Raw genomic sequence first — 14,324 nt, 5'->3', positions numbered from 1 at the left:
ATGTTGGTTGACTCTCATTGCCACATTCATTTTTCTCAATTTTTTGGAAAAGTTTCCGAAATAGTTGGTAACATGCTCTCCAGTGGCGTTATCCATGCCTTGTGTGTTTCTGTAGATTTGGAAGATTACTCAGTTTTACTAGAGACCATAGATCCTTTTCCTTCTCTTTCTGCGTCTTTTGGTATTCATCCCAATCATGATGGAAATTTTGATGGCGAGATGCTATCAGAGGAGGAGTTGTTCCTGCGTGCGCAGATGTCAGATCGTGTAGTTGCCATAGGAGAAACAGGATTAGATTACTGTCGCGTACAAAATGATGAGCAGGTCAAGTTTCAGCAAGAATTGTTCAGAAGACATATTAGAGTTGCAAAGCAATTAGGTAAACCCCTTATAATTCACTGTCGTCAGGCTGGTGATGATGTTATTCGTATATTAGTAGAAGAGGGCGCAGATAGGGTAGGAGGAGTTATGCATTGTTGTACTGAGTCCCTATCCTTCGTTGAGAAGGCTATGGATATCTCCTTTTATATTTCTTATTCTGGGATTGTGACCTTTAAGAATGCCCAAGATGTTCAATCAGTTGCTAAAATGGTTCCCATGTCTAGGTTGTTGGTAGAGACTGACTCTCCTTACTTGTCTCCAGTTCCTTTTCGTGGATCTACTAATCAACCTGCCTATGTTTTGCATGTTGCAGATAAAATAGCGAAATTGAAAGACATTCCTGTAGAGGATGTTCATGATGCTACAACTGCTAATTTTTTTAGACTCTTTCCACTATCAGCCCCAAGAACGCAGAAGTAGGTGATAACTACTTTCCATTTTGTGCTACAATGCAGTGGTTCATGGGCGTGTTTTTTATACCAGTTATGTGAGTACGAGAGTGGAGTGATATGTCTATATCGGCTGATGAAAAATTGGAGGTTATTAAGAATTTTTCCCGTAGAGATGGGGATACTGGTTCTGCTGAGGTGCAGGTCGCGATTTTGACGACTCGCATAGTTAATCTTATGTCTCATTTTAAGGTTCATGGGAAAGATTTGCATTCTCGACGCGGGTTGTTGAAATTGGTCTCGCAGCGAAGAAGATTGCTAGATTACCTGAAGAGAACTAATTTTGATTGCTATAGATCTCTCATCGGACGACTCGGGCTGCGTAAGTAGTTTTAATGATGGCGTGTAATTCTACTCCTGTCTCCGTGGCGTTCTGTGCGGCTTCTTTTGTGGGGTCAGTTTTCCCTGTAAATTTTGTGTTGTTTCTTGATTATCATGCTGGTTCGTGTGGAGATGTTCGTGTTCAAAAAAGTTAAAAAAGATTTTCAGTACGGTGATTCTAGGGTTTGCTTGGATACAGGCACGATTGCTCGACAAGCAGATGGGGCCCTCATTGTTGATATGGATGATACTGTTGTTCTAGCGACAGTGGTGGCCAAAAAAGAAGTTTCTCCTGGTCAGGATTTTTTTCCGCTGACAGTGGATTACATAGAGAAGTCTTATGCAGCTGGTAAAATTCCCGGAGGGTTTTTTAAACGAGAGGGTCGTTCTGCTGAGCGTGAGACTTTGGTGGCGCGTTTGATTGATCGTCCTTTGAGGCCTTTGTTCCCAAAATCTTTTCTCAATGAAGTTCAGGTTGTAGTTACTGTTTTATCAGTTAATCCCGAGGTCGATCCTGACATACCGTCTATAATTGCGGCTTCCGCTGCCGTTACTTTGTCTGGTATTCCCTTTGCCGGTCCTGTTTCAGCAGCTAGGGTTGGTTATGTTGATGGTAAATTTGTTCTTAATCCTTCGATTTCTCGTAGGAAAGATTCAAGGCTGGATCTAGTTGTATCTGGAACTGCTGCCGCTGTACTTATGGTGGAGTCTGAATCGGATCAGCTTAGTGAAGATCTTATGTTAGAGGCTGTGATGTTTGGTCATCATCAGCAGCAAGTTGTAATTAATGCAATTTGTGAATTGGCCAATGAAGTTGGTAAGCCTGTTTGGGATTTTGCTCCAGCAGGAGACGACCTATCTCTTAGTAATACTGTGAGGGAAATTGCAGCAGCTGATCTTGTTTCTGCCTACAAAGTTCGTGAAAAAAAGGAGCGAGCTGCTTCCATATCCCAAGTCTATTCTCGTGTTTTGGATAAGTTACTCCCAGAAGGGCATCATGAGTCAACTTTGAAGTCTGTTTTTTTTCAATTAGAGTCATCTATTGTAAGGGATAGTATTCTTTCAGGTGAACCACGTATTGATGGCCGGGATACTCGTACTATTCGTCCATTGGATATACAAACTGGTCTTTTGCCTCGTGCTCATGGTTCTTCACTCTTTACTCGGGGTGAAACACAGGCTTTGGCTGTAACTACTCTCGGTACTGAGAGCGATGCTCAGGTAGTTGATGGACTTGTTGGTGATAGCAGAGAAAGTTTTATGCTTCATTACAACATGCCTGGTTATGCTACTGGTGAGGTTGGACGTTTAGGGGCTCCTAAACGTCGTGAGATTGGCCATGGTAGATTGGCGAAGCGTGCTTTGGTTGCAGTTCTTCCTAATAAGCAAGATTTTCCTTACACGATACGTTTGGTGTCTGAAATAACTGAATCTAATGGTTCTTCTTCCATGGCTTCTGTGTGTGCGGGTTGTTTGTCACTCATGGATGCAGGTGTTCCGTTAGCTGCCCACGTTGCTGGTGTTGCTATGGGATTAATAAAAGATGGTCAGCGTTTTGCCGTGCTTACTGATATTTTGGCAGATGAGGATCATTTGGGTGATATGGATTTCAAGGTAGCTGGTACTGAGTTTGGTATTACTGCTCTTCAAATGGACATAAAAATAGAAGGAATTACAGAGGAAATAATGCGTATAGCGCTTTTACAGGCAAAAGAGGGTAGGATGCATATTCTGGATGCTATGAAGTCTGCGTTGTCGTCAGCTCGGGGTAGTTTGTCTTCTTTTGCTCCTCGTATTTCCTGCATAAGTATTAATCCTGAGAAGATACACTTGTTGATCGGAAAGGGTGGATCGACTATTAAGACCTTAACTGAGGAAACTAAAACTTCTATTGATATAAAAGATGATGGGACCGTTAGTGTTGCATCTCCGGATCTTGCTTGTGTTGAGGAGGCAGTTAGGCGTATTCAAATGCTAACGGCTGAGATTATCGTTGGTCAAGTTTATGAAGGCAAGGTGTCGCGAGTTCTTGATTTTGGAGTAATTGTAGATATTCTTCCAGGCAGAGATGGATTACTTCATGTAAGTCAAATGGGTAAAGATAAGGGACATAGGGTTAGTGAGACTTATTCTGAGGGGCAGATTATTTCAGTTAAGGTCATAGGATTGGATGATCGCGGTAGGCCTCGGCTTTCGTTGAAAGCATGATTTTTCAGAGGTGATTGGTCTGAAGCTGCCATTTATTTTATGTACATGGTAAAAACCATGTTTGTTTTCATATCGTTATCTGTCTTTAGTATTGAGTTCTCTTGTGTTACAATCGTCAGCGGGCTTTGGCTGGTTTTTTCCTTTTTTCTGTGTTGATTATGGATGATTTTTTGCCTTGGCTGGAAAAGACTCTGGCCGGTTTGGGGTATGATTTGGTAGATTTTGAGGTTCTTTCTAAAGGCCTTATCCGTGTTTTCATTGACCATCCAAATGGTGTTACTGTTGACGATTGTGCGCGTGTTAGTCGCCACTTTTGTAGAGCTTTTACCGTAAAAGGAATTGACTATGAGCACCTAGAAGTTTCATCTCCTGGTGCTGATCGCATACTGAAGAAAGCAGCTGATTTTAATCGATTTATAAATTATGACGTTAAAGTTACGGCTTCTCAGCCGATTGTTGTTGGCGATCATGTTCTTCCAAAAACTGTTGTTGGCAGGCTGTTGGGTTTTGACTCGGGTCAAAATGAGATAACGCTTTTGGTGGATGATTGTGTGGTTGCTTTCTCTTTGGAGAAAACGAAGAGGGTTCGCTTGGTGCCTAATTTTTAGAAATTTAGCACTGGCCTATAGTAGGGGGCTAGATGAGTCGAGATTTATTGCTGATTGTTGATGTTCTTGCTCGTGAAAAGAATGTTGAAAAGGATGTCGTGTTTGTTGCTGTAGAGTCAGCCTTGGCTTCGGCGACGAAGAGGAATTTTCGCAGCGAGGTTAATATTAGAGTTTCTGTTGATCGCGAAACCGGCGAGTACACTACTTTTCGTCGTTGGGAAATAGTTCCAGATGATAATTTTGATGATCCCTCTTATCAGATTCAATTATCACAAGCATTGCTTAGGAATCCTGATTCTACCTTGGGTAGTTATGTTGAAGAAGAAATTGATTCAGTAGACTTGGGTCGTGTTGGTGCCCAGGCTGCTCGTCAGGTTATTGTTCAGAGGATACGTGATGCAGAGAGAGAGCAAATTCTGAATGACTTTCTTCAGAGAACTGATAAACTGGTTTCGGGAGTGATAAAGCGTATTGATAGGGTGCAGGCTATTGTTGATTGTGGGCGAATAGAAGCTGTGCTTAAGCGTGATCACATGATTCCAAAAGATAATCTTCGTGTTGGTGATAGAGTTCGTGCCTATCTTTATCGTGTTGATTATTCGTCAAGAGGCCCACAAATAGAGTTGTCTCGTACTGCTCCGGAGTTGGTTGTTAAGCTTTTTTCTTTGTGTGTTCCTGAAATCGAGGAAGGTGCGATTGAGATTAAGGCTTCTGTTCGTGATCCTGGGTTGCGCGCAAAAATTGCGGTTAAAAGCTATGATCAGCGCATTGATCCCATAGGTACTTGTGTCGGAATACGTGGTTCCCGTGTTCAGTCTGTTACTCAGGAACTAGTTGGGGAGAGGATTGATATTATTGTTTGGTCACCAGAACCAGCTCAGTTCGTGATTAATGCTTTAGCTCCAGCTGAGGTTACTAGTATTGTTGTTGATGAAGAACGTTGTTCTATGGATGTTGTTGTTGATGAAGATAATTTGGCTGTTGCTATTGGAGCCAGAGGTCAGAATGTTCGTCTTGCCTCAGAGTTAACTGGATGGGATATTAATCTTATGACCCTTGAAGAGAAGGAAAAGAAAGGTGAGGAGGAGGTTGTCCGTCTTCGTGAACTGTTCGTCAAAAGTTTGGGGATTGATGATGAGGTTGCAGATGTTTTTATTCGTAACGGTTTTATTACCGTGGAAGAAATTGCCTATGTTCCTGTGCAGGAACTATTGGAAATACCAGAATTTGATGAGCAAATTATTGAGGATATTAGGTCGAGAGCGCGAAATTATCTTCTTACACGTGCCATTGCTGTTGAACAAAAGGTGGGTAGCGTTTCTGAGGATCTATTATCGCTCGAGGGTGTTGATGGCGAGTTGTTGTCTCTTTTAGCATCAAATGACATTGTTGACAGGGAAGCCCTTGCCGAATTGTCAGTTGATGAATTAGTAGGGATGATAGACATGGATGAGAAACGCGCAAGTGACCTCATTATGAAGGCGCGTGCGCATTGGTTTAATTAGAGTTATAGTCTAAGGTTAAGGTTTTGAGCATGTCGAGTTTGAGTGTCGGTGACTTTGCTACTGAGTTGAATGTTCCGGTTAGTGTTTTGCTGGATCAGTTCAAGGCAGCTGGCGTAGTTAAGAACTCTCCAGATGATATTGTTAGTGCTGAAGATAAGGGCGTTTTGCTTTCTTACTTGCAAAAATCACATGGTGGATCTTTGTCTAGGATTACGTTGACCAGACGTGAGACTAAGAGCATCCAAAAATCTTACTCCATGGGTAGGGAACGAACTATCCCGGTGGAGGTCAGGAGACGAAGGGTTTTTGTTAAGCGCGATGCTATTTGTGATGCGTCTTCTGAAGTGGGTTTGTCATCTGATGATGGTCCTGTTTCTGAAGATAATCATTCTAGTTCTGATTGTCGTGGCGACAAAGTTGAGAGTGTAAGTTCCGTAGTTGAGATGGAAGGAGATAAGTCAGCCTTGCCCTTTTCTGAAAATTCTGCTCTTCCTACTTCTGATGTTGATAGCGAAGCTGATGTTAAGGAAGTTGTTTCTGATTCTGCTAGTGTTGTTGATGCTGTTCCTGTTGATTTGGCGGCTGTGGTTTCAGGGCCGGCGGTGCGAGAAGAAACTGCTAAGGTTGTTGCCAATGTTGTTCCTCCCAAAAAAGAGAAGCAACGTACTGCGAAAGCACAGCAGGATGCACGTTCTCCTTCCCGTGATTCGCCTCAAACTTCCAAGAAGGGTAAAAAGTCTTCCCGTGATCGAGATGATTCCTCTCCTTCTCGTCGTTCTAGTATAAAAGTGCGTGGTATTTTGGATTCTGATCCTGATGGTGAGAGTTGGCATGTAAAGCGCTCACATTTGCGTAAGAAATTGGCGCATAAGGGACATGGAGCTTTTCAAGTTCCAACTGAGCCTGTTGTTCGTGACGTTAGTGTTCCCGAGACGATTTCGGTTTCTGATTTGGCAAAGAAAATGGCTGTGAAAGCTATAGATGTCATTAAATCATTGATGAAGAGTGGGATGATGGTGACGATCAATCAGATTCTTGATCAAGAGACCGCCATGATAGTTGTTGAGGAACTAGGTCATCGCGCAATTGCTGCAAAATTGGATGACCCTGGTGCTTATCTTGCTGATATCACTTCCTCTTCATCTTTGGAAAAATTACCTCGTCCTCCTGTGGTAACAGTTATGGGGCACGTTGATCACGGAAAAACCTCTCTTTTGGATTACATACGCTCCTCCAAGGTTGTTTTTGGTGAATCTGGCGGTATTACTCAGCATATAGGCGCCTACTACGTAGAGACAAACCTAGGTTTGGTGACGTTTCTAGATACTCCAGGGCATGAAGCATTTACTGCAATGCGTGCTCGTGGAGTAAAGGCTACTGATATTGTGATTATTGTGGTTGCCGCTGATGATGGTCCTATGCCCCAGACTATTGAAGCTATAAATCATGCTCGCGCAGCTGGTGTTCCTATCATAGTCGCAGTTAATAAAATTGATAAGCCTGATGCTCAACCAGATAAGATTAGACAGGATCTTTTGCAATATGAGCTTGTTGCGGAAGAATTTGGTGGTGATGTTATGTTTGTTAATGTCTCAGCTAAGACTGGAGAGGGTGTGGATCAGTTGTTGGAGTCTATTCTTCTACAAGCTGAGGTCTTGAACTTGCGTGCTCCTCATGGTGGTTTTGCCAGTGGTGTGGTTATTGAGGCTCGTCTTGACAAAGGTAAGGGTGTTGTAGCAACTATATTGGTTCAATCAGGATTTTTGTCTCAAGGCGATATTATTCTTGCAGGTGAATCTTTTGGTCGTGTTAGAAGCATGATTGATCATAGAGGAGCTGTTGTTAAGTCAGCTGGTCCGTCAGTTCCGGTTGAAGTTCAAGGTTTATCTGATCTGCCAGCGGTCGGAGTTGAAGCGGTTGTACTTGAGAGTGAGAAAAAGGCTAGGGAGATTGCTCTTTTCAGGAAAGGAAGATTCCGTGAAGTCAAGCTAGCACGTAAAGCTGATGCTGTTAAAACGGATTCTGAGTTTGTGTTCTCTCAGAGTGATTCTGCTTCTTCTATAAAGACTTTGCGTGTGGTTATAAAAGCTGATGTTCAGGGTTCTCAGGAGGTTTTGTCTCAATCCTTGCAGAAGCTTTCTACCGATGAAGTTCGGGTAAGTATAATTCATGCTGCAGCTGGTATCGTTACGGAGTCTGATGTTAATTTGGCTGCGGCTTCTAAGGCTGTTCTTGTAGCGTTTAATACTCGTTTTGATGTTTTATCCAGGAGATTGGCAGAAAGTCAGGGTGTTTTAGTAAGATCTCACAGTGTTATTTACTCTGTTATTGATGATGTTCGTTCTATCATGACGGGTCTTCTTTCCCCAGAGAAAAAAGAGAAAATTTTGGGTCATTTTGAAGTTCGTCAGATATTTTCTATCGGTAAGCATGTTATTGCTGGTGTCTTTGTTGTTGATGGACTAGTGAAGCGTCACTCTCGTGTACGTGTTTTTCGTCAAGATGAAATTATTCATGACGGGGAATTGGTTTCACTGAAGAGATTTAAAGAAGATGTTAAAGAAGTTCGTTCTGGATTCGAATGTGGTCTATCCATAAAGGATTTTAATGATCTTCAAGAAAAGGATTTTGTTGAGGTGTACGACTTTGAGGAAGTTATCAGGACTGAGTTATGAGAAAGAAAGGCAAACTTGTTGATAAGGGGCGTAGATGCTTGCAGGTTGGTGATCAGATTAGGGAGGAAATTTCTAGGGTTGTACGGCTTCATTTGAATGATCCGAGGGTTCCGCCTTTGACGATAACCGATGTGCGTCTAGTTCCAGATTTTTTGTCAGCTAAGGTGTTTTTTGTTCCGTTTGCCTGCTCTATCGATGTTGAGCGCCGCAGTGAGATTTCTGCTGCTCTTAATTCTGCTTCTGGTTTCATAAGGTCTCATTTGTATCAAGTGTTGCGGATAAAGAACGTCCCAGCTTTGACTTTTTTTTATGACGATTTGTTTGATCGTGCTTCCCATATATCATCTCTTATAGATAAAGCTATTGCTTCCTCATGAACGTGAATGCTTTATCTTCATTGAAAAATAATAGAGATTCTGTTGATGGTGTGCTTTTGTTTAATAAGCCTGTAGGCTTTACCTCAAATGATGCTGTCCAAAAGATTAAGCATTTGTTTTGTGCTAAAAAAGTAGGACATACTGGGACATTAGATCCCCTCGCCTCAGGTTTGATGATTATTTGTTTTGGTAGAGCTACAAAGTTTTTTAATGAGTTGGTTTCTAAACAAAAGTCATATGTAGCGCAGATAATATTGGGGGAGAAGAGAGACACTGGTGACAGAGAAGGTGAGGTTAGCCAAGTCTCGTATCATCAGCCTGATTTGGTTGATGTTAGGCGTGCGGTGTATTCCTTTTTGGGTCCAGTAGAGCAGGTCGTTCCTTCTTACTCTGCTGTTAAGCGCAATGGCTTGCCCCTTTATGGTTGGGTGCGCAGAGGCATACCAGTAGAGAGGCCACGGCGTCAAGTGGATATAAACGGCATAATATTGTCCAGGTATAGCTACCCAGTGATTGATATCATAGTCTACTGCGGAAAAGGTACCTACATAAGGACTCTTGCCGAAGACATAGGAAGTAGTCTTGGATGCTGCGCCTATTTAGGTCAGCTAACCAGGACAATGGTAGGCAGACACCGCATCCTACATGCTACCCACTTAAAAGAGCTAGAACTATCCTCTCTTGAGGAAAGACGAGCAATGCTTTTGCAGTTATATTGATACAATATTTCTATATCCGCAGTCTACGTATATCATTTCCCCAGTTATTCCAGATGACAGCTGAGAAAGAAGGAACCCTGCTGCTCCTCCTACATCTTCTAAGGTAACATTGCGTCTCAGCGGGGATTGCTCTGAAAACGATTTCAATATGTTAGAAAATCCCTCTATTCCAGAAGCAGCTACGGTCTTAATTGGTCCAGCAGATATTCCGTTAACGCGAATGTTTATACGGCCTACCTCCGAAGCAATATAACGGATGGCAGCCTCCAATGATGCTTTTGCTAGTCCCATGGTATTGTAGTTTGGAACTGCTCGATTAGATCCTAAGTATGTTAGTGCGACAACCGAACTTCCGTCACATTTGTTCATAAGGGGTAGTAGGGCATTAGTTAAGGCAATCAAGCTATATGAAGAAACATCATGAGCGACTCGGAAAGACTCTCTAGTACATCCTTCTAAAAATGATCCAGAAATAGATTCACGTGGTGCGTAAGCAATGGAATGTACCAACCCATCAACATGTGGGTTGTCTCTAGATATTCTATTTGATAAAGCGGAAACTTGTTCCTCGTCTGTTACATCGCAAGGGAATGTTTGGGCTCCGCCAAGATCGTGGGCAATCTCCCGCAATCGCTCCTCAAATCTATCGCTTTGGTAGGTCAGAATTAAATCAGCTCCCATATCCCGGCATTTTTTGGCAATCCCATACGCGATGGACTTCCTTGATAGTATTCCCGTTATCAGAATTTTTTTACTTGCCAATAAAGACATCATCCCCCCGTGACAGCATGCACATGAAGGATTATACTATCAAACTAGGAGATGTGATAGCAAATACACAAAGTATATCTTTTTACTATGTGAGGTGTTAGTTTCACTCTTGTTGCCTGTAGTTATCCTTTTTCTTTACATACGCCAATGCGTTTTCCTCTATCTGGCAAATTTCACTCTTGGTAAGTGAGCGTACTACCTTAGCCGGACGTCCAACTACCAAGCTTCCTTCAGGAATAAAAGTGTTTTCCAGAAGCAAAGATCCTGCTCCTATTAAGCAAAAGGAAGATACTTGGCATCCGTTTAAGAGGACGCATCCCATCCCAATGAGAGATTTGTCCTTAACACTACATCCGTGCAGTATAGTTCCATGGCCCACAGTAACAAGTCTGCCTATATTAACTGGGTAGCCGCTATCATTATGGATGATACACCCGTCTTGGATGTTTGACGAATCGGCTATTACTATAGGTTCATTATCGGCTCGTAAAATACTACCAAACCAAATGCCAACATCGTCAGACAGGCAGACATTACCAATCAAACATGCGTTAGGAGCAACCCACGCAGACTGCGAAACGCAAATGCTATCAGGAAATACTCTCACTTTATTGACCTAATTAAACTCCAACAAGAGGATATAATAATCCAATTTATATAAAAACCTCAAACGCATGAAACCAAAATTGACTGAAATATGCCAACATTTAATTTCATGTAATACACTTCCGGTCAATTTTTTGAGATCTTCTTTTTTGTAGCCGCTTTGTCTATATAGCCTAAATCCTGTCGGTATTTTCTTTCATATAATACCTGGCCAATTTTTTTAGTTCTTTATAGCTACTGGAATCGCTATCTTTCAGATATTTTATGACATCAACATCTTCTTTGCACAGTTTCTTGATGTCTATGTTTTCCATATGGACAAGTTGCAGTAGCATTAATACTGGTTTTGGCATAGATCGACCACTCTCATAACGAGAACCGCCACTTTGAGTTACTCCTACTCTTTCCCAAAATTGTTGTTGGTTCATGCCCAATTTTTTTCTAATTTCTCTAGGATTGACTCTCTTTTTGCTTGTATTGTTTCTCATAACTTTTTCCTTAATTTTTAAGTTTTGAATACACAACATTTATTCAAAACTAAACTCAGTTGGAATAAATGCAACTTGAACACGCAACTATGATGAGTGGTTTTCCTTTAAACGGACAAACGCAATATTCAATGTTGTATGCCCCAAATAAGTACTACATGATGACATAGTAATCTCATAGACAAAAAAGCTCCTTGAAATTTTGGCACTTATGTAATTAATCTTAATTATCGCCTTCATTAAGTAAAATTATGGGAAGGTTAATATTATGTTACTCACATTAATTGGCGCGCTATTTCGAGCATGATACAGGTATGATGTGCAAGAGAAAATAATAATGATATTAAGATCCTATAAGCATATATAATGATTGTAATTACAATTATTATTAAATTAAATGATGTTGTACTGGTATCCATAAACACTATCAATTATGATTACAAATTTAATTGCTTTAAACTAATATAGATTTAAGTAATGTTATTATTTTTAATTTAATAGACCCCGAAACACAAAAAAGTATTAGTAGAAATTTTCAAATTTCAAGAATAAAATGATTGGGTACTTCTGTTATTTGCTTTTTGAGCCTACTGCAAGCATGCATGTATATTAAAGAAACATAGTATCTACTAACAAACAATTGTTGGATATGTAATTCTACTATGCTTGATTTTATCTTTGTTGAGGTTTGTTTTTATTTTGCTGAGGATCACTCTCAATGGTTGACAATGATGTTTGTGAGAAGCGCTTAATTAATCTTTCTCGCTTGTTGAATGATGGTTTAGTTGTAATTCCAAACGCTTCGGAAAAGTACAGAAATTCTCACATAACTTACCCGTATAGACATGACAGTAATTTCTACTATTTAACTGGATTTTCTGAGCCTTCCTCGGCTCTTTGCTTAAAAATTCTCCAGGGGGTGATTGTTGAGTCCATATTTTTTTGTTTACCTAAAAACAGGGATGAAGAGCTTTGGACAGGGGAAAGATTGGGTGTTGATGAGGTAAAGCGGATATTTAGATTCGATAAAGTTTTTCAATATGATTACTTTCTTGAGTATTTGAACAAAACCATACCCGATTTTACACAAATATACGCTAATTTTGGACAGAACCAAGAGATGGATCAGTTGCTTTTTGAATACAAAAAACAAAGTTTCATGAGGCCGCATGATGACGGACATGTAACCTTAGAGAGTGTGCTTCACTACATAGGTGATTTGCGCTTAATCAAGGACAATTATGAAATTGAGACCATACAGAGGGCTATTGACATAACAGGAAAGGCTCATTGTCAGGCAGCCAGAACTATCGCTCCTGGTCGCTGGGAGTATGAAGTAGAGGCTGAGCTCATGGGTGTATTCTACCGTGAGGGTTCTCGACGTACTGCCTATGATAGTATTGTTGCCAGTGGGGACAGAGCATGTATTCTCCATTACACCGATAATAACAAAAAAATACAGCACGATGATTTTGTTCTCATCGATGCTGGTTGCGAATACAATGGATATGCTTCGGATATAACACGTACCTATCCTTCCTCTGGAAAGTACGAGGGGGTTAAGAAAGAGATATATGAATTGGTGTTGTCAGCACAGGAAGAGGCTATAAAGAATGTTTCTCCTGGCAAAGATGTTGACGATGTGCACCTGGCAGCTGTTATGGTGCTCTCACAAGGATTAATTGATTTGGGTATTCTATCTCAAAGTTTTGATGAAGTTATTTCTAAAAAGTTGTACAAGAAGTACTATATGCACCGAACGAGCCATACAATGGGTGCAGATGTTCATGACACAGGGTTTTATGATATGGGGAGACGTTCTAATCTTATGCAGCCTGGAGTTGTTATAACCGTGGAGCCAGGTCTATATTTTGGTGCCTCAGATGATATACCTAGCTCCTTTTGGGGGATTGGCATTAGAATAGAGGATGATTTGCTTGTGACTGATTCCGGTTGTTTGGTTATGAGTTCTGGTATTCCCAAATCTTGTAGGGATGTTGAGGCAGTAATGAGATCATGACTGATTTTTACTCTACGGTTATAGTGGGTGGTGGTCCTGTTGGCTTAGCGCTTATGAGTGCATTGCACCGGATTGGTTGTGAGGCAGTGTTGTTTGAGCATCATGAATGCGCCGATTCTTCACGTAAGGATGGAAGAAGCATCGTTTTGTTGCCTGACAACGTGGATTACTTGGTTTCTCAGGGTTTGTTGTCTCTTTCGGATCTTCTTACCATAGATAGAACGGAGGTATTTCGTGCTAAAAGCTTTACTAAGCTTACTTTGCATGCTTCAGACTATGGTTGTGATCATCTTGCCTACTGCATAAACTATACTGATCTTTTGTCTAGTATGCGTAAAAATGCATACTCTTCGAAATATGCTTCATCGATGTTTTCTGGAATGCGATATGTAGAACATACTGTATGTGGTGACTGTGTTAGCATTTCGTTTGAAACTAGCGATGGGTCAGTTTATAACTGCCGAGCTTCACATTTGATTATGGCCTGTTCCTTACCATCTGGGTTTAGAGAATTATCTAGCATTCGCCATTATGCTATACTCGGGTCGGTCTCTTTTTCTCGTGGTCTACCTCAGTGTGCCTACGAGGTGTTTTGTGATTCTTCTGTTATAACCTTATTCCCACAGCAAGGGTCCCGTTGGAGCTTCATTGAAATGTTTACCGACCCTTTTGGGCTAGATGAGTCGTTTTTGTCTGCTCCTTCCTTTTTTGATAGGTTGCGTTTGTCAGTTACCGACCGTTTAGGTTATCCTAGGGACCTTGATTATGTGGCTTCTATGGAAATACCGATTTTTTTTCGCCCAGAGATTAGGCCTAGTGAGCGTGTTTTGTTGATGGGCAGTGCAGCGCAAGTTTTGCATCCTGTTGGTGCCCGTGGCATTAACTTTTCGTTGTCCAATGTTCGTTCCCTAGCTAATTACATGATGCAATTTGTCCGTTGTGGCTCTGAGTGTGTTTCGTTGGCATTTTCTTCTTATGAGAAGAGTTGTTTTTCCAAGCGTCGTTTTTTGTGGCGAGCCACTAACTCACTTTCATACTACTTAGTGCACCGTAGGGTGTTGTCTTCGGATTTTGGTGATTGTGGGTTGTTCGTTTTTAATGGAAGCAAGTTTCTCAAGTCTCTTTTGCGGGGCGTCGTTTATTCATGTTATTGATTTTTTCTGAATTGTGTGAATGTTTTTAGTATGTTTTTATAT

Annotated in this window: 14 protein-coding genes and 2 pseudogenes; 13 read left to right on the top strand and 3 right to left on the bottom strand. The window is 41.2% G+C overall.

Going from position 1 to position 14,324, the window contains the following annotated elements; all coding sequences use genetic code 11:
• The 11 genes and pseudogenes from Arg41_RS05875 (at position 1) to truB (ending at position 9,243) form a co-directional block, all read left to right on the top strand.
• Positions 1 to 801, top strand: a complete 801-nt coding sequence (locus tag Arg41_RS05875) for a TatD family hydrolase (protein WP_092343333.1) — start codon at positions 1 to 3, stop codon at positions 799 to 801.
• 89 nt (positions 802 to 890) lie between these two features.
• Entirely contained in the window at positions 891 to 1,160 is a 270-nt protein-coding gene (gene rpsO / locus Arg41_RS05870) for a 30S ribosomal protein S15 (protein ID WP_092343332.1), read from the top strand.
• Between the two features lie 5 nt (positions 1,161 to 1,165).
• Entirely contained in the window at positions 1,166 to 1,306 is a 141-nt protein-coding gene (locus tag Arg41_RS07955) for a hypothetical protein (protein ID WP_157722296.1), read from the top strand.
• Complete coding sequence (gene pnp, locus Arg41_RS05865) at positions 1,284 to 3,359, top strand: polyribonucleotide nucleotidyltransferase (RefSeq protein ID WP_092343331.1); 2,076 nt, start codon at positions 1,284 to 1,286, stop codon at positions 3,357 to 3,359. Before Arg41_RS07955 ends, pnp begins: the two co-directional genes overlap by 23 nt.
• 158 nt (positions 3,360 to 3,517) lie before the next feature.
• Positions 3,518 to 3,679: pseudogene (gene rimP / locus Arg41_RS08535) on the top strand (ribosome maturation factor RimP); the annotation flags it as partial.
• Positions 3,680 to 3,685: 6 nt separating this feature from the next.
• Positions 3,686 to 3,776: pseudogene (locus tag Arg41_RS08530) on the top strand (ribosome maturation factor RimP); the annotation flags it as partial.
• On the top strand, positions 3,776 to 3,967 hold the full coding sequence (locus Arg41_RS08525; protein ID WP_420885864.1) for an LSm family protein: 192 nt from the start codon (positions 3,776 to 3,778) through the stop codon (positions 3,965 to 3,967). The pseudogene Arg41_RS08530 and the gene Arg41_RS08525, both read left to right, overlap by 1 nt.
• A 32-nt stretch (positions 3,968 to 3,999) precedes the next feature.
• The gene (gene nusA / locus Arg41_RS05855) at positions 4,000 to 5,472 is read left to right on the top strand and encodes a transcription termination factor NusA (RefSeq protein ID WP_092343330.1); all 1,473 of its coding nucleotides are present in this window, start codon (positions 4,000 to 4,002) and stop codon (positions 5,470 to 5,472) included.
• Positions 5,473 to 5,501: 29 nt separating this feature from the next.
• Positions 5,502 to 8,147 (top strand): translation initiation factor IF-2, encoded by a 2,646-nt coding sequence (gene infB / locus Arg41_RS05850; protein ID WP_092486569.1) that lies wholly within the window; start codon positions 5,502 to 5,504, stop codon positions 8,145 to 8,147.
• Positions 8,144 to 8,524, top strand: a complete 381-nt coding sequence (gene rbfA, locus Arg41_RS05845) for a 30S ribosome-binding factor RbfA (RefSeq protein WP_092343422.1) — start codon at positions 8,144 to 8,146, stop codon at positions 8,522 to 8,524. Before infB ends, rbfA begins: the two co-directional genes overlap by 4 nt.
• Entirely contained in the window at positions 8,521 to 9,243 is a 723-nt protein-coding gene (gene truB / locus Arg41_RS05840) for a tRNA pseudouridine(55) synthase TruB (protein WP_092343423.1), read from the top strand. The genes rbfA and truB overlap by 4 nt, the downstream gene beginning before the upstream one ends.
• Here the strand turns inward: truB and Arg41_RS05835 are convergent.
• From Arg41_RS05835 to Arg41_RS05825, 3 genes are all read right to left on the bottom strand, one after another.
• Positions 9,235 to 10,017 (bottom strand): enoyl-ACP reductase FabI, encoded by a 783-nt coding sequence (locus Arg41_RS05835; protein WP_320408855.1) that lies wholly within the window; start codon positions 10,015 to 10,017, stop codon positions 9,235 to 9,237. The two genes, truB and Arg41_RS05835, sit on opposite strands and share 9 nt — an antisense overlap.
• Before the next feature lie 100 nt (positions 10,018 to 10,117).
• The gene (locus Arg41_RS05830) at positions 10,118 to 10,621 is read right to left on the bottom strand and encodes a gamma carbonic anhydrase family protein (protein ID WP_092343425.1); all 504 of its coding nucleotides are present in this window, start codon (positions 10,619 to 10,621) and stop codon (positions 10,118 to 10,120) included.
• Positions 10,622 to 10,793: 172 nt separating this feature from the next.
• The gene (locus tag Arg41_RS05825; RefSeq protein WP_092343426.1) at positions 10,794 to 11,108 is read right to left on the bottom strand and encodes a helix-turn-helix domain-containing protein; all 315 of its coding nucleotides are present in this window, start codon (positions 11,106 to 11,108) and stop codon (positions 10,794 to 10,796) included.
• A 718-nt stretch (positions 11,109 to 11,826) separates the two neighbouring features.
• Here Arg41_RS05825 and Arg41_RS05820 point away from each other — a divergent pair.
• Together Arg41_RS05820 and Arg41_RS05815 are read left to right on the top strand one after the other, a co-directional pair.
• The gene (locus tag Arg41_RS05820; protein ID WP_092343427.1) at positions 11,827 to 13,128 is read left to right on the top strand and encodes an aminopeptidase P N-terminal domain-containing protein; all 1,302 of its coding nucleotides are present in this window, start codon (positions 11,827 to 11,829) and stop codon (positions 13,126 to 13,128) included.
• Positions 13,125 to 14,282, top strand: coding sequence for a Rossmann-fold NAD(P)-binding domain-containing protein (locus Arg41_RS05815; protein WP_092343428.1), 1,158 nt, complete (start codon positions 13,125 to 13,127; stop codon positions 14,280 to 14,282). The genes Arg41_RS05820 and Arg41_RS05815 overlap by 4 nt, the downstream gene beginning before the upstream one ends.
• Positions 14,283 to 14,324 lie beyond the last annotated feature (42 nt).

The sequence above is a fragment of the Candidatus Ichthyocystis hellenicum genome (genome assembly GCF_001460935.1).
Classification (GTDB): domain Bacteria; phylum Pseudomonadota; class Gammaproteobacteria; order Burkholderiales; family 2013Ark19i; genus Ichthyocystis; species Ichthyocystis hellenicum.
The sequence above is the reverse complement of the archived record's forward strand: the minus strand, read 5'-3'. Positions and strand labels throughout refer to the sequence as shown.

Bases quoted from the DNA above. Each gene is read 5' to 3' on its own strand.
- Arg41_RS07955 (WP_157722296.1), top strand. From the start codon at position 1,166: ATGATGGCGTGTAATTCTACTCCTGTCTCCGTGGCGTTCTGTGCGGCT.
- Arg41_RS05820 (WP_092343427.1), top strand. From the start codon at position 11,827: ATGGTTGACAATGATGTTTGTGAGAAGCGCTTAATTAATCTTTCTCGC.
- rpsO (WP_092343332.1), top strand. From the start codon at position 891: ATGTCTATATCGGCTGATGAAAAATTGGAGGTTATTAAGAATTTTTCC.
- Arg41_RS05825 (WP_092343426.1), bottom strand. From the start codon at position 11,108: ATGAGAAACAATACAAGCAAAAAGAGAGTCAATCCTAGAGAAATTAGA.
- Arg41_RS05815 (WP_092343428.1), top strand. From the start codon at position 13,125: ATGACTGATTTTTACTCTACGGTTATAGTGGGTGGTGGTCCTGTTGGC.
- infB (WP_092486569.1), top strand. From the start codon at position 5,502: ATGTCGAGTTTGAGTGTCGGTGACTTTGCTACTGAGTTGAATGTTCCG.
- rbfA (WP_092343422.1), top strand. From the start codon at position 8,144: ATGAGAAAGAAAGGCAAACTTGTTGATAAGGGGCGTAGATGCTTGCAG.
- Arg41_RS05875 (WP_092343333.1), top strand. From the start codon at position 1: ATGTTGGTTGACTCTCATTGCCACATTCATTTTTCTCAATTTTTTGGA.
- pnp (WP_092343331.1), top strand. From the start codon at position 1,284: ATGTTCGTGTTCAAAAAAGTTAAAAAAGATTTTCAGTACGGTGATTCT.
- Arg41_RS05835 (WP_320408855.1), bottom strand. From the start codon at position 10,017: ATGATGTCTTTATTGGCAAGTAAAAAAATTCTGATAACGGGAATACTA.
- nusA (WP_092343330.1), top strand. From the start codon at position 4,000: ATGAGTCGAGATTTATTGCTGATTGTTGATGTTCTTGCTCGTGAAAAG.
- truB (WP_092343423.1), top strand. From the start codon at position 8,521: ATGAACGTGAATGCTTTATCTTCATTGAAAAATAATAGAGATTCTGTT.